The 17,219-nt window shown below is 71.8% G+C and carries 12 protein-coding genes and 4 tRNA genes; 7 read left to right on the top strand and 9 right to left on the bottom strand.

Translation table 11 applies throughout. The annotated features are described in order from the left end of the window. Positions 1-16: 16 nt before the first annotated feature. A complete protein-coding gene (locus tag DEJ13_RS08800) occupies positions 17-703 on the bottom strand; it encodes a GAF and ANTAR domain-containing protein (protein WP_146245180.1) in 687 nt (228 codons plus the stop codon). 240 nt (positions 704-943) lie between these two features. Here DEJ13_RS08800 and DEJ13_RS08795 point away from each other — a divergent pair, with 240 nt between their 5' ends. Then, positions 944-1,417, top strand: coding sequence for an HD domain-containing protein (locus DEJ13_RS08795; protein ID WP_111106189.1), 474 nt, complete (start codon positions 944-946; stop codon positions 1,415-1,417). A gap of 49 nt (positions 1,418-1,466) precedes the next feature. Here the strand turns inward: DEJ13_RS08795 and DEJ13_RS08790 are convergent. The 3 genes from DEJ13_RS08790 to DEJ13_RS08780 form a co-directional block, all read right to left on the bottom strand. Then, positions 1,467-1,541 (bottom strand) — tRNA-Val (locus DEJ13_RS08790). A gap of 15 nt (positions 1,542-1,556) precedes the next feature. Then, positions 1,557-1,630: transfer RNA gene (locus tag DEJ13_RS08785), tRNA-Cys, on the bottom strand. A gap of 82 nt (positions 1,631-1,712) precedes the next feature. Next, positions 1,713-1,784 (bottom strand) — tRNA-Gly (locus DEJ13_RS08780). Positions 1,785-2,203: 419 nt separating this feature from the next. On the opposite strand from DEJ13_RS08780, the gene DEJ13_RS08775 reads away from it, so the two are divergent. The 5 genes from DEJ13_RS08775 to DEJ13_RS08755 all read left to right on the top strand — a co-directional run bounded on the left by DEJ13_RS08775 (position 2,204) and on the right by DEJ13_RS08755 (position 8,718). Continuing rightward, positions 2,204-2,276, top strand: a tRNA-Val gene (locus DEJ13_RS08775). A gap of 40 nt (positions 2,277-2,316) precedes the next feature. After that, a complete protein-coding gene (locus tag DEJ13_RS08770) occupies positions 2,317-3,861 on the top strand; it encodes a DUF3375 family protein (protein ID WP_111106188.1) in 1,545 nt (514 codons plus the stop codon). After that, positions 3,858-4,643, top strand: a complete 786-nt coding sequence (locus DEJ13_RS08765) for a DUF4194 domain-containing protein (protein ID WP_111106187.1) — start codon at positions 3,858-3,860, stop codon at positions 4,641-4,643. The genes DEJ13_RS08770 and DEJ13_RS08765 overlap by 4 nt, the downstream gene beginning before the upstream one ends. Next, positions 4,640-8,038, top strand: coding sequence for an ATP-binding protein (locus DEJ13_RS08760; RefSeq protein WP_111106186.1), 3,399 nt, complete (start codon positions 4,640-4,642; stop codon positions 8,036-8,038). The genes DEJ13_RS08765 and DEJ13_RS08760 overlap by 4 nt, the downstream gene beginning before the upstream one ends. A 353-nt stretch (positions 8,039-8,391) precedes the next feature. Further along, on the top strand, positions 8,392-8,718 hold the full coding sequence (locus tag DEJ13_RS08755; RefSeq protein ID WP_146245321.1) for a hypothetical protein: 327 nt from the start codon (positions 8,392-8,394) through the stop codon (positions 8,716-8,718). Positions 8,719-8,878: 160 nt separating this feature from the next. Here DEJ13_RS08755 and DEJ13_RS08750 read toward each other — a convergent pair whose 3' ends face one another. Beyond that, positions 8,879-10,345, bottom strand: a complete 1,467-nt coding sequence (locus tag DEJ13_RS08750) for a peptide MFS transporter (RefSeq protein WP_111108027.1) — start codon at positions 10,343-10,345, stop codon at positions 8,879-8,881. Between the two features lie 155 nt (positions 10,346-10,500). Here DEJ13_RS08750 and DEJ13_RS08745 point away from each other — a divergent pair, with 155 nt between their 5' ends. Beyond that, positions 10,501-12,612: an acyl-CoA dehydrogenase family protein gene (locus tag DEJ13_RS08745; RefSeq protein WP_111108028.1), complete on the top strand. Its 2,112-nt coding sequence runs from the start codon at positions 10,501-10,503 to the stop codon at positions 12,610-12,612. A gap of 74 nt (positions 12,613-12,686) precedes the next feature. Here DEJ13_RS08745 and csrA read toward each other — a convergent pair whose 3' ends face one another. The 4 genes from csrA to DEJ13_RS08725 are packed head-to-tail and all read right to left on the bottom strand — an operon-like array spanning position 12,687 to position 17,217. Further along, positions 12,687-13,004, bottom strand: a complete 318-nt coding sequence (csrA, locus tag DEJ13_RS08740; protein WP_111108029.1) for a carbon storage regulator CsrA — start codon at positions 13,002-13,004, stop codon at positions 12,687-12,689. Between the two features lie 46 nt (positions 13,005-13,050). After that, positions 13,051-13,998 carry a hypothetical protein gene (locus DEJ13_RS08735; protein WP_111108030.1) on the bottom strand — a complete coding sequence of 316 codons (948 nt, stop codon included), beginning with the start codon at positions 13,996-13,998 and terminating at the stop codon, positions 13,051-13,053. Then, complete coding sequence (locus tag DEJ13_RS08730) at positions 13,973-16,027, bottom strand: flagellar biosynthesis protein FlhA (protein WP_056124765.1); 2,055 nt, start codon at positions 16,025-16,027, stop codon at positions 13,973-13,975. The genes DEJ13_RS08735 and DEJ13_RS08730 overlap by 26 nt, the downstream gene beginning before the upstream one ends. Continuing rightward, the gene (locus DEJ13_RS08725) at positions 16,024-17,217 is read right to left on the bottom strand and encodes an EscU/YscU/HrcU family type III secretion system export apparatus switch protein (RefSeq protein WP_111108031.1); all 1,194 of its coding nucleotides are present in this window, start codon (positions 17,215-17,217) and stop codon (positions 16,024-16,026) included. Before DEJ13_RS08725 ends, DEJ13_RS08730 begins: the two co-directional genes overlap by 4 nt. Positions 17,218-17,219: the final 2 nt, after the last annotated feature.

Here is a 17,219-nt window from a genome sequence, read left to right as displayed (position 1 = left end):
GTGGGTTCCTTCCCGCTCATTCGTGCTCGTCGTGGTCCGTGAAGTCCACGCGCCCGGCGATCACGTCCGCGGCCAGTTCCAGGACCGGTCGTCCGGCCGTGTGTGCGAACGCCCGCAAGAGCAACAGGGAATCTGCGGCTCCGGCCCCGGTCTGTGCCGCGATCATCCCGGAGGCTTGGTGCACCTCGCGTCGCGAGTACCGCCCGGAACTGCTCCCAGTGTTCCACGTGCCCTCTTCGGCACGCTCAGTCCGCACCAGGGCCCGGTGCAGGACGTGTCGGGCGACGAGGCCGGTCATGGTGACCGCGTCCTCGACGACCGAGGGCCGGAGGGACACGGATGCCCTCCCGAAGAGGTCGACCGCGCCGACCGGGATCGGGCCCACGTGCATGGGGAACGCGAACACCGCTCCGAGCTGGGTCGCTCGGAGCGCATGCAGTGCCAGCGGCCACCGCACGGTCTCGGTGTCCTGCAGGTCCGGCACCAGGACCGGTGCCCCGCGGTCCAGTGCCTCCCAGCACGGGCCCTCGCCGAGGTCGAGCTGGATCTCGTCCCAGCGCGCGGCGGAGTCGTCGCTGGCGCCGACCGTCTCGGAACCGAGTGGGTCGCCGAGCGTGGAGATCGCGACGCTGTCGACGGGGAACGCGGCGAGGAAGGGCGCGCACAGGTCGTCCTGCTCCCCGGCGCGGTACAACGCCGTCATGGCCGCGACGAAACCCGTCCCGTCCGGCCGGCTCATCGCGGACCCGCGAACGACGGTTGTCCTTGCGGACAGATGCACATGGAGACCTCCTCGGGAGAGCACCGTGCAGAGGTCAGGGCACGTTCTCGAGCACGACGCTACACCAGGGGGCGACCGGCATCGGCGCCGTGCCGACGGGCCGTGACCTCGACGTCCCGCCCGCGTGGTCGTGCTGTCGGGTGGTCGTGGCACGCTGAGCCCATGACGACTGATCCGGAGTCCCTGGCGCGTGACGTGGCGACCCGGGCGCATGCCCAGCAGGTCGACCAGGCGGGCCGGCCGTACATCGAGCACCCCGCCGCGGTCGCTGCCCGGCTGACCACCCAGGACGAGCAGGTCGTCGGCTGGCTGCACGACGTGGTCGAGGACACGGACACGACGCTCGCCGAACTCCGGTCGATGGGGTTCACGGTCGAGCAGGTCATGGCCGTGGACGCGATGACGAAACGGCGCGGGGAGACGCTCGCCGACTCGATGGCGCGGGTGCTCGCCGACCCGATCGCCCCTCGGGTGAAGCGTGCCGACGTCAGCCACAACGCCGATCCAGCCCGGCTCGCGACCATCCCCGACCAGGCAACCCGAACGCGACTGCACGACAAGTACGAACGGACGGCGGTGTTGCTCGGCACGACCCTGGGCGACGTCCTCGACGAGTTCGGGACCACGCCGCGGTAGCCCTGGGGGCAGAAACGACGAAAACCCCCGGTCTGCCGGGGGTTTTCCGTGGTGGGCGATACTGGGATCGAACCAGTGACCTCTTCCGTGTCAGGGAAGCGCGCTACCGCTGCGCCAATCGCCCAGAGAGAGACATCCGTGGAGGTGGGGACGGGATTCGAACCCGCGTGGACGGCTTTGCAGGCCGCTGCCTAGCCTCTCGGCCACCCCACCATCGAGGATCACGTCTCCGTGAGTACCCGAACGGTGGGATACCCTCTGGTGAGAAACCGGTCCCCGAAGGAACCGGTACTCGAGCGGATGACGAGATTCGAACTCGCGACCCTCACCTTGGCAAGGTGATGCGCTACCACTGCGCCACATCCGCACGGCGTGACCGGGGCCACATCCGTTCGTCTCCGCTCTCGCGGCGACGACGTGAACTCTATCCGACTCCGAGCGGTTTCTCCAAAATCCCTCCCGTTCACCGGGCGTGTCCCCCGGGTTCACGGGGATCCCAGCGCGCCGAGTGCCCGTCCCGGCCTGAGGCCGGGCGGATCCGGAGCGCCGTTCGCCACCGGGCGCTCGCGGTTCGCCGCCGGGCGCTCGCGGTTCGCCGCCCGGCTCGAGCTCGACCGCATGGCGCGAGGACGTCTCCGCGCGCCAAGCGATCAACCTCGAGCTGACCGCCCGACCGACCACCCGCCGCGCGCCACGCGCCACGCGCCACGCGCCACGCGCGAGCGCGACACACGGTTCGGCAGCGCCGGCCACATCCGCTACTATCGATCCGCACGCAAGTGCAGGGGGCGATTGGCGCAGTTGGTAGCGCGCTTCGTTCACACCGAAGAGGTCATCAGTTCGAGTCTGGTATCGCCCACACCCCGAAGAGCCCGACGCCAGCGCGTCGGGCTCTTTGCATGACCACGACCCGACCGACCACCAGGGGCAGCATGACCGACGTCGACCTCGAGTACGCCCGCGTGCGCGCGGTGCTCGACCGGCCGACGCTCCGCCTGATGTCCCGCCCGACGAGCGCCGTCGTGCTCGCCGTCTTCCGCACGGTGTTCGACCGCGACGTGCAGTACGTCCCCGCCGACCGCATGCACCTGCAGGTCGAGGAGCACGTCGCCCGACTGCAGGCACACACGCAGTCGCAGCAGCAGCAACAGCAGGACGAGCCCGACACCAGGCCGACCGGCCGCGCGCTCTGCCGCGAGTGGGTCGCGGCACAGTGGCTCGTCCGCTCGAACTCCCCTGACGGCGACGAGCAGTACTCCCTCACGAGCCACGCCCTCGAAGCGCTGAGCCTCGTGGACGCCCTGTCCTCGGACCGGGCGCTGATCAGCGAGAGCCGCCTGGCGATGATCGTCGACGCCGTGCACCGCTGGGCCGCCCGCGCCGAGCCGGACCCCGACGTGCAGATCCGCCGGCTCGACGCACAGATCGCCGAGCTGCAGGCCGAGCGTGATCGACTCGCCAGCGGCGACGAGCCCACCGCGGTGGACGACGACCGGATGCGCGACGGCTACACGAACATCACCGACCTGATCCGCCAGCTCCCGAGCGACTTCAAGCGCGTCGAGGAAGCGGTGGCGACGATGCACCGCGAGATCGTGGAGGACTTCCGGAACGAGGTCCGTCCGATCGGCGAGATCCTGGACGACTACCTGGCGCGCACGGACACCCTGATGGAGGCCACGCCCGAGGGCCGCGCGTTCGAGGGCGCCTTCGAGCTGCTCCGCGACGACGCCCTGCTGCTGCGACTGCGCGAGGACATCGCCACGATCCTCGACCACCCCTTCGCGGAGTCGCTCAGCACCGCCGAACGCCGCACGTTCCGCAACACGGTCGTGATCCTCCGGCAGGGCATCGAGGACGTCCTCGCGCAGCGCCGCCTGCTCACCGGCACGCTCCGCGACCAGATCGTCGCGCACGACGTCGTCCGGGACCGTGAGCTCGACGCCGTGCTCCGCAGCGTGAACCGCCGGATGGCCGCCCTGATGGAGTCCGGCGGTGCGCGGGAGCGGATCCCGCTCGGCCTCCTCCCCCCGGTCGCCGAGGTCGGCACGCTCCGCGAACGCTTCTACGACCCGGACACCGAGGCAGTCCCGCCGCCCATCGAGGAACCCGACGACGACGTCTTCGACGACATCGACGTCGAGTCGCTCCGGCGCCACGGCGGTCCCCTGCTCGTCGAGCTCCGCGAGGCGCTCCGCTCCGCCGGTGCCGGCACGAGCGTCGGCGCCTTCCACGCGCTGCCGCCGGAGCAGCGCCGCCCGGTCGAGCTCTTCGGCCTCGCGCACCTGCTCACCGGTCACACCGACTTCGAGACCGCCGCCACCGCCGTCCCGCACCACACGGTGCGCCCGGACGGCACGGCGGTCACCTTCACCATGCCCACGGCGGACCTCACCGAGGACCGTCCGGCAGACGACGACAGCACCACCCTGGAGGCCCGGTGACCGACACGACGGCATCCCACGTCGACGACGCGGACGCGTTCGACGGCATCGATCCCTTCGACGAGTCCGCCTCGGTCGCGCTCGACGAGACCGAGCGCGACGAATCGAGCTTCGCGCTGTTCGAGGGCGACGAGGGCCGCCTCGACGAGCTCCAGCGCCGCGCGCTCGTCGCGCTGCTCCGGCACCCCTACGTCAGCGCGCGGACGCACCCCGACGAGTGGCGCGCGGTGCTCGACGCCGAGGGACAGCTGCGCTCACGCCTCAACGACCTGTTCCTCGAACTGCACGTCGACCGCGACCGTGAGGTCGCGTGGAAGCGCCAGGCACGCTCCGAGAGCCAGCGCCGCGGCTTCCCGACGCTGCTCCGCGACGTGCCGTACACGCGGGAGGAGACGATCGTCCTGGTCTGGCTCCGGATGCGGCTCCGCGCCGACACCCGGCCGGGCCCCGACCAGGTCGTCGTCGACCGGTCGGAGATCCTCGGGCACGTGGCGGGCTTCCGACCGGCCACCGCGACCGACCGCACCCGCGACGAGGGCCGGGTCGCGAAGGCCATCGAGCGCCTGGTGACGGCACGCATCCTGCTGAAGACGAGCGACCCGGACCGCTTCCGGGTGGCGAGCGTCGTCGAGGTCCTGCTCCCGCTGGAGCGGCTGCTGGAACTGGACACGTGGTTGGCGAACACAGCGTCGTCGAACGCGAGCTCCGTACCGGTGGACGCGCCTGACGGAGCCGAGCCGAGCCTCCAGACCGATGACGACGACGAGGAGGAGTCCGCGTGACCGACCGCCGGATCGACACCGCCGGCATGCCGGCGCTCTTCGACACCGTCGCGCAGTGGCGCGCCCAGTCCATGCAGGTCGTCAACTGGGGCGGCTTCCACGGCCACCGCCAGATCGAGCTGTCCGGCGCGGCGACGCTGATCTCCGGCGCGTCCGGCACGGGCAAGTCCACGCTGATGGACGCGTACCTCGCGGTGATGATGCCGTCCGACGTGCCGTTCAACGGCGCGTCGAACGACGCCACCACGGGGCGGGCGCGGAGCGCAGACCAGCGCAACCTGCTGACGTACCTGCGGGGCAAGATCGACACGCGGCGCGACCCGGAGTCCGGCAGCCTGCGCGACGTGAACCTGCGCGGCGACGACACCGCGACGTGGGGTGCCGTGGCGGTGACGTTCCTCAACGACGACGAGCGACGCTTCACGGTGCTCCGCGCGTACATCGTGCCGAAGCGCGCGCGCGGCGTCGGCGACATCCAGATGACCATGGCGACGGTCGACGACGACTTCGACCTGCGGCGACTCGAGGCCTTCGTGCCGTCGCGGTTCAGCCACCTCGAGCTGACCGGACGCGTCCCCGGGCTCGTGATCCGCGACACGTACCAGGAGCTCGCCTACACGCTGCAGACCCGGCTCGGGATCGGTGACTCCGGTGGGGGCAACCGGGCGATGCGGCTGCTCGCGCGGATCCAGGCCGGGCAGCACATGCCGACCGTCGACTCGCTCTACAAGTCGCTCGTCCTCGAGACGCCCGGCACCTACGAGGCCGCCGACCGCGCGCTCGCGCACTTCTCCGCGCTCGACGAGGCGTACGAGGCGATGGACACCGAGGAGCGGAAGGTCCGGATCCTCGCCCCCATCACCGAGCTGCACCTGGAGATCGAACGCTCCCGGGCCGCCGCGGCCGCCCTCGACGGCATCGCGACCGGGTCCGAGGTGTCGCCGTTCGCCCACTGGACAGCGACCCGCAAGCGCGCGCTGCTCGACGACGAGGTCGACCGCAACCGTCGCTCCCGCACCGCGGCCCGCGCCGAGGTCGAGGCGGCGTCCGCCCGTCACGCCGCCGTCGAGATCGAGCTGCGCGAGGCAGAGGCCCGCCTGCGCGACTCGGGCGGCAACGCACTCGCCCAGCTCGAGGACCGCATCGAGCGACGCACGCGCGAGCGAGCCGCCGTGGAGCGCACCCGGACGGCCTTCGACGACCGGACGGCCGCGCTCGGGACCTTCACGACGGAGTCCGCGTTCGTCGCCGGACAGCGCGCGTCGCACGAGTTCCTCGGTACCCACGCCGCCGCGCGTGCCGCGCTCGACGACCGCCGCGACGCGCTCACCCGCGAGGAGTACCCGCTGCTCGACCGCGAGCGGTCCCTCCGCCAGGAGCGGCAGTCGCTCGAGCACCGACAGGGCGCGATGCCGCTGCCGATGCACGAGGCCCGGGTGGCGATGGCGCAGGCCGCCGGGATGGACCCCGCGTCGGTGCCCTTCGTCGCAGAGCTGCTCGACGTGCTGCCCGGCGAGGAGCGCTGGCGCACCGCGATCGAGTCCGTGCTCGCCCCCGTCGCGCGCACGCTGCTCGTCGACCAGGACCAGCTCGACACGTTCAGTGCCGCGATCGACGCGCTCCGCATCCCGGTCCGGGTGCAGTTCGAGGGCGTGCCGTCCGGACCGCACCTGGACGTCGATGGCGACCGCGCGATGGTGTCCGGCAAGCTCGCCGTCAAGGACTCCCCCTTCAGCACCTGGGTCCGGTCGCGCATCGAGTCCGACCGCATCGACGCCCGCTGCGTGTCGTCGGCCTCCGAGCTCGGGGGCGGCGGTCGTCGGGTGACGGAGTCCGGACAGCTCCGCGACGGCCGTCGCGGCGCGCACGGCGACCGACGGCAGGCGAACGTCATCGGCTTCACGAACGAGTCCCGGGTCGTCGCGGTCGAGCAGGAGCTGGCGGCGATCGCCGAGGACCTCGCCACACTCGAGGCCCGTCGGACCGACGTCGCGCAGGACATCACCGCGCTCGACGAGCTCCGGGCCGCGCACCAGCACCTGGTCGACACCACGTGGGACGCGATCGACCTGACCGGCGCCGACGAGTCGCTGGCGCGCCTGTCGACCGAGCGGGACGCCCTGCTGGCCGCTGACGACGGCCTCCGAGCACTCCGGACGTCCGTCGCACGGCTCCGGACGGCCCTCGACGACGCTGCCGACCGCCGGGCTGCCGCGCGGCTGTCGGTGCAGCGGCTCGAGGAGCGCCACGCGGTGCTCGTCGACGGGCAGGACGCCGCGGCCGAGATCCTGGCGCGCTTCGACGACAGTCCCGCGCTGCTGCCCGACGAACAGCAGGCCCAGCTGCTCGCGGAGACGTTCGACGAGGTCGGCGCACCCGACGGCGTCGACGGGTTCGACGACGCCACCCGTCGCCTGCGCCGGCGGCTCGAAGAGCGACTGTCGCAGGCCCTCGACGGCGCCGCGTCGGCGTCGAACGCGCTCACGATGACGTTCCAGCGCTACCAGGACGCGTGGCCTGACCCGAACCTCGGCACCGGTGTCGCGTCGTACCCGGACTACCGCGCGATCCTCGACGACATCGTCGCGACCGGCCTGCATGCGCGGCGCAGCGAGTGGCGTCGACGGCTGTCCCAGTGGAGCGGGGAGGACCTCGTCCCGCTGGCCGGCGCCTTCGACCGTGCGGTCGTCGAGATCGAGGAACGGCTCGAACCGGTCAACGAGATCCTGCGCGACCTGCCGTTCGGCGCGAACCGCGACCGCCTGAAGATCGTCATCCGCCGGGTCACCCGCGAGGACGTCACGCAGTTCCGCCGCGAACTCCGTGCCCTGTCCGCGTCGGTCGACACCGAGCTCACCGACGACGTGCTCGAGACCCGGTTCCGCCGACTCCGACGCTTCATGGCCGTGATCCGGCACGACGGGTCGATGCACCGCGGCGCCCGGACCTCGCAGCGCGACGCCGTGCTCGACGTTCGACGCCACATGGAGATCACGGCCGTGCGGTACGACACGACGGGCACCGACCTGGGCGTGTACTCGTCCCTCGGCGACAAGTCCGGCGGTGAGACGCAGGAGCTCGTGGCGTTCATCGTCGGTGCGGCGCTGCGGTACCAGCTCGGTGACGAGACCCGGCCTCGCCCGCGGTTCGCGCCGGTGTTCCTGGACGAGGCGTTCATCAAGGCGGACTCGGAGTTCGCCGGGCGTGCGGTGACGGCGTGGCTGCGGCTCGGGTTCCAGCTCGTCGTCAGTGCGCCGCTCGACAAGGTCACGGCGCTCGAGCCGTCGATGGAGCGCCTGCTGTCGATGCGGAAGCACCCCGACACGGGCCACTCGTCGATCACCGAGATCCGGCGGGCGGAGCCGGCGGCGGCGGCTGCGGTGGCACCCGCCTGACGTCCGCCGGGCGCCGGGGCCCGAGATGCCACGACATGCCGCTCACTTCCGCCGAGGTCGCACAACTGGCCTGTCCAGACGCCCGAGGTTCGCGATTTCTGCGATCTGGGGCCGTCGACGGGAGCGGACGACGGACGGGAGGCTCGCTGCGGGCCCGCACCGAGCCTCCCGTCCGTCCGCTGGTGGCGCCCGTCGAGAGGGCGAGACTCGCCGCTCACGTTCGTCCTGGTCGCGGGAGGTGCCGGTCGGCCGACCCGAGATGCGCGAATCGTGGAACCTCGGGCGGGTGGGCGGGCGGCCGCGCGGGTCAGCGCGCAGGGCGGGGCGACGTGTCGACGCGGTACGGTACGGGCGTGATGTGGAACCGGAAGCGCCGCCCGAGCCCCGACGTCGACCGGTCCCGCGGTTCGCTCGGGATCGGGGCGCTCGTGCGCGTCGTCGACACCGAGCAGGGCGGCGAACGCTGGGTCGACTCGATCGGCGGCAGCGAGCTGATCGGCGTCATCGTGGCTCCGGGCGGCAACCAGATCGTCGGCTACCCCGGCGTCGGCGAGCCGCTGTCGTGGACCGTCGCGTTCGACGAGCCCGTGTACACGGAGGACGGCCGCGGCCCCTTCGAGCGCGCGACCGTCCTGAGTCGTCAACTGGTCCCGGTGGAACCGGAGCGGAATGAGGCCTAGTAGTCCTCGGACCCGCTCTTGGCCATGGCGCCGAGTGCCATGCACGTGCCGACGCCGCCCAGGACACCGACGCCGATGATGATCGCTCCGACGAGTTCGAGCATGGTGTGTCTCCTGTGGTCTCGGGGTCGACGTGGCTTCGTCCAGGCTACCGGAACGGCTACCGGATCCCGCGCATCAGGCGGAGCACCGGCTTTGCTCCGACCAGCAGCAGGACGCCGACGACCACGGCGACCAGGCCGAGCACCGTGAAGTACGGCGCTTCGTTCGCGGGGTCGTAGTACTTCGACAGCACACCTGTCACCGCGGTGCCGAGCGACACCGACAGGAAGAACAGCGCGACCATCTGCGTCTGGAACTTCGGCGGCGCGAGCTTCGTCGCGACGGACTGCCCGATCGGCGAGAGCAGCAGCTCGGCGATCGTGAACACCAGCAGGATGCCGACGAGCACCAGGACCGGGGTGCCGTTCCGCCCGGTGCCGACGAACGGCAGGAAGAGCAGGAACGCGATGCCCATGATCCCGGTGCCGAGCGCGAACTTCGTCGGCGTGGACGGCTGCCGGTCGCCGAGCTTGGTCCACAGCGCCGCGAAGACCCCGGACAGGATGATGATCATGATCGGGTTGATCGACTGCACCCACGAGACCGGCATCTCGAACGCGCCGATCGACCGGTCGAGCCGCTGGTCGGAGTAGATCGTGACGACGGTGAACTGCTGCTGGTACAGCGACCAGAACACCGCACTGGCGATGAACAGCGGGATGAAGGCCAGCACCCGGGAGCGCTCGTCGCGAGTGATCCCACTCGTCAGGATGACCACGAAGTAGCCGATCGTGGACAGGATGACGATCGCGACGACGACGGTGGGCAGGTTGCCGACGTTGAGCAGACCGGTCAGCACCGCCGTCACGATGACGGCCAGGCCGATGACCACACCGACCGCGACGACCGGCCAGCGCCGGCGGTCGAGCGGGTTCGACACGTGCCGCACGGCGTCGGGGAGGTTGCGCCGACGGATGCCGTACTGCACCAGGCCGGCGGCCATGCCGACGGCGGCCAGCCCGAACCCGAAGTGGAACCCGAGGGAGCTCTGCAGCAGGCCGGTGAGGATCGGCCCGAAGAACGCGCCGATGTTGACGCCGAGGTAGTACAGCGAGAACCCGGCGTCGCGGCGCGGGTCCTCGCGGGAGTACAGGCTGCCGACGATCGTGGTGGCGGTGGCCTTGAGCCCGCCGGAGCCCAGCGCGATGAGCACCAGTCCGACGCCGACGCCGGCGACACCGGGGATCAGCGCCAGGGCGATGTGTCCGGCCATCACCACGATGGCGCTGCCGAACAGGGTGCGGTCCGCGCCGACCAGCCGGTCAGCGATCCACGCGCCGAGGATCGTGAACAGGTAGACGGCGCCGCCGTACGCGCCCATGATCCCCGCGGCGACGGTCCGGTCGACACCGAGGCCGCCCTCCGTGACCGTGTAGTACATGTAGATGAGGACAATGCCCTGCATCCCGTAGAACGAGAACCGCTCCCACAGCTCGACCGCGAACGGGGTGGAGAGCTCGAACGGCTGGCCGAAGAAGGTCCGTTCGCGCTTCGTGGGCTGTGGTGCGTCGGTGGTGCGTGACATGCCATCCAGTGTGCCGGACTCCGGCGTTGTCGGGTTCCCACCACCGACGCGACCACCTCGGACCCCGGTTTGTCGCGACCGCACCGCTCGCATGCGGCTCCGGGCGGACGTGCATAGCGTTGGCAGGAGCAACACCGCTGTTCAGGAGGACACCCATGGTCGACACCGCTTCCAGCACCCGAGCCGGCACCGCCGCGCCGGGCGTCTCCGCACCGAACGCCGATGCCGCTGGCGACCCCGCGGGCGGGACCCCGACGGCGGGGACCGACACCAACGTCCGCATCGACGTCGACCTGCTCGCCGAGCACCTGCTGGGCCGCTGGGCCGAGGACCGTCGCATCTCGCGCCGGCTCGTGCTCGACCCGGCGCTGCACAAGGTCGAGGGACTGACGAACCACGAGCACCGCGTCCGGGCGTTCGACCAGCTCCGGATCCTGCAGCAGGCGGGTGCCATCCAGCGTCCGTACCCGCCGGAGTTCGGCGGCCAGGACAACCACGGCGGCAACCTGGCGGCCTTCGAGGAGATCACCACCGCCGACCCCTCCCTGCAGATCAAGGCCGGCGTGCAGTGGGGCCTGTTCGGCTCCGCCGTCCACCACCTGGGCACGGAGCGCAACCACCGCGAGTTCCTGCCCGGCATCATCGACTTCTCCGTCCCCGGCTGCTTCGCGATGACCGAGACCGGTCACGGGTCGGACGTCCAGAGCATCGCCACGAGCGCCACCTACGACCCGGCGACGCAGGAGTTCGTCGTGCACACCCCCTTCCGTGGCGCGTGGAAGGACTACATCGGCAACGCTGCCCTGCACGGCCGGGCCGCGGTCGTGTTCGCGAAGCTCGTCACCCGCGGGGTGGACCACGGCGTGCACGCGTTCTACGTCCCGCTGCGCGACGAGGACGGGGTGTTCCTGCCCGGTGTCGGCGGCGAGGACGACGGCGTCAAGGGCGGCCTGAACGGGATCGACAACGGCCGCCTGCACTTCGACCACGTCCGGGTCCCGCGCACCAACCTGCTCAACCGGTACGGCGACGTCGCCGAGGACGGCACCTACTCCTCGCCGATCGACTCCCCCGGACGGCGGTTCTTCACCATGCTCGGCACGCTCGTGCAGGGCCGGGTGTCCCTCGACGGCGCGGCGGTCGTCGCGCAGAAGATCGGGCTGCAGATCGCCCTGACCTACGCGATGCACCGCCGGCAGTTCCCGACCGACGGCGGCGACGAGGGCGTCCTGCTCGACTACGGCCGGCACCAGCGGCGCCTGATCCCCCGCCTGGCGACGGTGTTCGCCCAGTCGTTCGCGCACGAGCAGCTGCTCCGCACCTTCGACGACGTGTTCAGCGGGCGGCTCGACACCCCGGAGCGCCGCGAGGACCTCGAGACCCAGGCGGCCGCCTTCAAGTCGATGTCGACCTGGTCCGCGCTCGACACCCTGCAGGAGTGCCGCGAAGCCTGCGGCGGCGCCGGGTTCCTCGCGGAGAACCGCCTGACCAGTCTGCGTGCCGACCTCGACGTCTACGTCACCTTCGAGGGCGACAACACCGTGCTGCTGCAGCTCGTCGGCAAGCGCCTGCTCACCGACTTCCGGAAGCGTGCGCCGCGGGACGCCGCGTCCACGGCGAAGTTCGTCGCGGCGCAGGTCGGGGCGAAGCTCGCCGACGCGTCGGGTGTCCGGCGTCTGGGGCAGACGGCGAAGGACCGCGGATCCCTCGCGGCGAGCGTCGCGGACCTGCGCGACCCTACCGTGCAGCGGGCACTGCTCGCGGGCCGTGTCGACACCATGGTGACCGAGATCGGTGTGCGCATCGGCTCCGCCGGCAAGGACCGTGCCCGCGCCGCGAAGCTGCTGAACCGCTCGCAGCACGAGCTCATCGAGGCGGCGAAGGCGCACGCCGAGCTCATGCAGTGGGACGTCTTCACCGCGGCGGTCGACGAGGTCGCCCCGGGTGACACCCGCCGCGTGCTGGTCTGGCTGCGTGACCTGTTCGCACTCGGCCTGCTCGAGCAGCACCTCGAGTGGTACCTGGTGCACGGCCGGCTGTCGGCGCAGCGAGCCCGTGCGGTGTCGGCCTACGCCGACCGGCTCATCGCCCGGTTGCGGCCAGTCGTGCCGCAGCTGCTCGACTCGTTCGGCTACCAGCCCGGGCACGTCCGCGCGCCGATCGCCCTCGGCGAGGAACAGGCCCGTCAGGACGAGGCACACGCCTGGTTCGCGGCCGAGCGCGCCGCCGGACGGCTCCCCGAGCAGGAGAAGAAGCCCCGTCCCTAGCGCTTGCCGCACCCCCGAACACACATCGCGCCCCGGTCCCCCGGGGCGCGATGTCCGTCAGGGGGCGCGATGCATCAGTCGTCCGCAGGCGACGAAGCAGACGAAGCAGACGAAGGCGACGAGGGCGCCGAAGGCGACGCAGCAGGCGCAGCCCCGCCGAGCGCTGCCCGCAGGCGTGCCTCGGCGTCGTCCGGCGTCACACCGGCAGCGGCCTGCGCCGCTTCGACGTTCGCCTCGGTCACCGCGCGGACGACCTCTTCGCGCTGGATCTTCACACCGCGGGGTGCATCGATGCCGATGCGCACGCCGTCCCCCCGGGAGTCGAGCACCGTGATGACGATGTCGTCACCGATGAGGATCCGCTCGCCGACCTTCCGCGTGAGTACCAGCACCCGCTCAGCCTAACCACCGAGCGGGGCAGCGCGCCGCAGCGGCACGTCAGAGCACGTGCACCGGCAGCCCCAGCGTGTGCACGGTGTCCGGCGTCGCCGTCTCGGACGTGCCGATCGCCACGACACCGGCGACCGCCACCGCGCTCGTCACCGACGACACCATCGCCACGCTGTCCTCGTGCTTCCGTCCGGCGTCCACCACGACCCACACCTGGTCCGGCACGAGGCCCGCCAGTGCCGCTCGGTCGTCCCACCCCGCGAACCCGAGCAGGGCGTGCCCCTGGCGGACCCCCTCGGCTCGCGCGAGGATCCCGGCGCGGCGGTCCTGGGCATCCGTCCCGTGCAGTCCGTGGCGCGCGGCGAACGCACCCGCGGCCGCGTCGACGTCACGCATCCGCCCGACCAGCAGCACGAGGTCACCGTCGGACGACAGCACGGCCGGCACCGGCGCCCGCACCGCGGCCGGCGCGGGGCGCGGGACGAGTGCGACGACGTCGGCGAGGGTGGACGAGCCTCCTGGCAGACCGGCGGTGCCGGACGGGAGGCCCGGTGCGGCACCCACGGGCGCGCCGGCGTCCGGCGCGTCGGGGCCGTCCAGGGCCTCGAGCGCGACCAGCGCCGGCGTCGGCGTCGGCGCGATCCCGTCCGCGACGAACCCGTCGAGCACCGACGCGAAGGCGTCGGCTCGGGCCGTCGACGTGCCGTCGGCGCCCGCGATGCGGGCCTCGGCCGCCTCGGCGTCGGCCAGGAGCGCCGCGATGCCGATGCGCTGCACCGGACCGTCGGCGATCGCGATCCGTGCGACGGGCGGGTCCGACGCCGCCGGGACCTCGACGGTCGCCTCGACGTGGGCCTTGCGGAACAGCCCGCCGATGCCGCCGCTCGTGACCCGCTCGGCGCTGACGATCCGCGCGCCCGGCCCGAACTCGGTGCGGACGGCGACGCGGAGGTCGTCGAGCGTGGCGGCGCTACGCTGCAATCGGGTCGGCGGCACGGACCACTCCCACGGTCTCGATGGTGGAGCCCGCGGCGGTGGCCTCCTGGTAGGAGAGCACCGGCAAGCCGTTCGACTGGGCCGACACCATGCGGTGGACGGCCGGGCGGAGCTGCGGGGCACAGACGAGCACGGCGGAGAGCCCCTGCTCCTCGACACTGTGGACCGCGTCGCGGACGGACCCGAGGACCTGCTCGATGCGGTGGGCGTCGAGCATGATCTGCGAGCCCTGCTCCGACGGCCGCAGGCCCTCGAGCATCGACTGCTCGAGCAGCGGGTCGATCATGATGACGCGGAGCACGCCGTCGTCCAGGTGGCGGGCCGGCAGCGCGGGACCGAGCGCGGCGCGAGCGGCCTCGACCAGGCCCTCGGGGTCGGTGGAGACCTTCGCCCGCAGGGTCAGCGCCTCGCAGATGCGGCCGAGGTCGTTGATCGGGACGCGCTCGACCAGGAGCCCCTGGAGGACACGCTGGAGCTCGGCCATCGAGAGCATCCCGGGCACGAGCTCCTCGACCGCGGCGGGGTTCACCTGCTTGACGCCCTCGGTCAGCACCTTGACGTCCTCGCGGGTGAGCAGCCGCGCGGCGTTGTCCCCGATGACGGCCTGCAGGTGCGTGACGAGCACGGACACACGGTCGATGACGGTCGCACCGGTCATCTCTGCGGCGTGGCGGAGCTCGGCGGGGACCCACTTGCCGGCGAGGCCGAACACGGGCTCGACCGTCGCGTCACCCGGGAGCCCCTCGAGCTGGTCGCCGAGCGCCAGCACGCTCCGTGCGGGCGCGGTGCCCCGGCCGGCCTCGACGCCGGCGATGCGGATGGCGTACGTCGACGGCGGCAGCTCGATGCTGTCGCGCGTGCGGACCGGCGGCACGACGACGCCCATGTCGACGGCGATCTTCCGGCGGAGCGCGCGGACCCGGCCGAGCAGGTCGTCGGAGGCACCGGAGACCATGTCGACCAGGTCGGGCGCGAGCAGGATCTCGAGGGCGTGGACCCGCATCTGCTCGACGAGGTCCTCGGGGGTGTCGCCGGTCGGTGCGACGGCCGCCAGGGCCCGCTGCTGTTCGGCCGCCTGCTCGGCGCGGGCAGCGTTCCGTCCGATCCGCCACCCGGTGAACAGCAGCGTGCCACCGACGAGCAGGAAGGGCAGGATCGGCATGCCCGGGATGAAGCCCATCGCGATCGCGGCGACACCGGCGATGAGCAGCGCGTTCTTCGACTGGCCGAGCTGGGTGGCCGCGGACGACCCCATCTCGGACTCGGCACCGGAACGCGTCACGATCATGCCGGTCGAGACGGCCATGAGCAGGGCCGGGATCTGCGTGACGAGCCCGTCGCCGATCGTCAGGATGCCGTACTTCGACAGGGCGTCGGTGACGGAGAGCCCGTTCTGCAGCATCCCGATCGCGATGCCGCCGATGAGGTTGATGACGATGATCAGGATGCCGGCGATGGCGTCGCCCTTGACGAACTTCGACGCGCCGTCCATCGAGCCGTAGAAGTCCGCCTCGGCGGAGACCGACGCACGGCGCTCCTTCGCCTGTTCGTCGGTGATGAGTCCGGCGTTCAGGTCCGCGTCGATCGCCATCTGCTTGCCCGGCATCGCGTCGAGCGTGAAGCGCGCGCCGACCTCGGCGACCCGCTCGGCGCCCTTCGTGACGACGACGAACTGGATGACGATGAGGATGAGGAAGATGACCGCGCCGATGATGATCGACCCGGACACCGCGACGTGGCCGAACGCCTGGATGACGTCGCCGGCGAAGCCCTCGCCGAGCACCAGACGGGTGGACGCGACGTTGAGACCGAGGCGGAACAGCGTCGCGACGAGCAGCAGCGACGGGAACACCGAGAAGTCGAGGGGCTTCTTGACGAACAGCGTCGTCAGCAGGATCACCAGCGCCAGCAGGATGTTGCAGATGATCAGGAAGTCGAGCAGGAACGACGGCACCGGCAGGATCAGCAGCAGGATGATGCCGACGACGGCGACCGGGACGGCGAGCTTCGGCAGGTCCGTGCGGTTCATGCGGGGACTCCCTGGGTGGGTTCGGGCTGGTGTCGTGCGGGCCGGAGTCGGCGGGGCCGGAGGTCCCCGGTCAGGGTGGCCGGGTCGATGACCGTGGCGACCTCGGCCGGGGTGGTGGGTCGGGGCGGGGCGTGGGTGCCCGCGTGGGTGCCGGCGGCCTTGAGCGTCATGACGAACGACAGCACGCGGGCGACCGGCGTGTAGAGGTCGACGGGGACCTCGTGGCCGAGCTCGCACGCGGCGTGCAGTGCCCGGGTGAGCGGGACGTCGCGGACGATCGGCACGCGGGCCTCGAGCGCGCGCTCGCGGATGAGCACGGCGACGGGCCCGGCTCCCTTCGCGACGACGCGCGGCGCGGACTTGCCGGGTTCGTACTTGAGGGCCACCGCGTAGTGCGTCGGGTTGGTCATCACGACGTCCGCACCGGGGATCGCCTGGATCATCCGGTTCCGGCTCATCGCGAGCTGTCGGGAGCGGCGCTGCCCCTTGACCAGCGGGTCGCCGTCGGACTGCTTGTTCTCGTCCTTGACCTCGCGCTTGGTCATCATCGTGCGCTTGCGGTTCCGGCGGATGACGACGAACACGTCGAGCGCTGCGAGCACCAGGCCGGCGGCGATCGCCGCGCGCAGCAGGGTGCCGGCGCCCTCGCCCGCGGCGGCGAGCACGGCCGTCAGCGGCAGGGACCCGCTGGTCATGAGCACGGGGACGAGTCCCTGCACGGCGAACCAGAGCACGAGACCGACGACCGCGGTCTTCACGAGGGCCTTCACGCCGTTCCAGAGCGCCTGCATGCCGAACACGCGCTTGATGCCCTGCACGGGGTCGAAGTGCTCGGGCGTCGGGGCGAGCGAGCGCATGTGCACACCGCCCTGCGCCACCGCTGCGGCCGTGACCGCGACGAGGACGACCAGCAGCATCGGGCCGATCGTGGCGCCGATGGACCCCATCGCGTCGTCGAACACCCCGCGCATCGTGCCGATCGTGGGGTCGGCGATGACGACCCGGACGGCGTCGAGCTGCGCCTGCCCGGCGGCAGCCGCACGGCCGATCGTCGCGGGCACCACGAGGGCCGCGGCGGCGATGCCGATCCACGCGCCGAGGTCCTGGGAGCGGCCGAGCTGGCCCTTCCTGTGGACCTCGCGCATCCGCTTGTCGGTGGCCTTCTCGGACTTCTCACCGCTGTCGGACATGC

Source organism: Curtobacterium sp. MCLR17_007, from assembly GCF_003234655.2.
Taxonomy (GTDB): domain Bacteria; phylum Actinomycetota; class Actinomycetes; order Actinomycetales; family Microbacteriaceae; genus Curtobacterium.
Note: the sequence above shows the minus strand (reverse complement) of the source record. Positions and strands in the feature narration are given on the sequence as shown.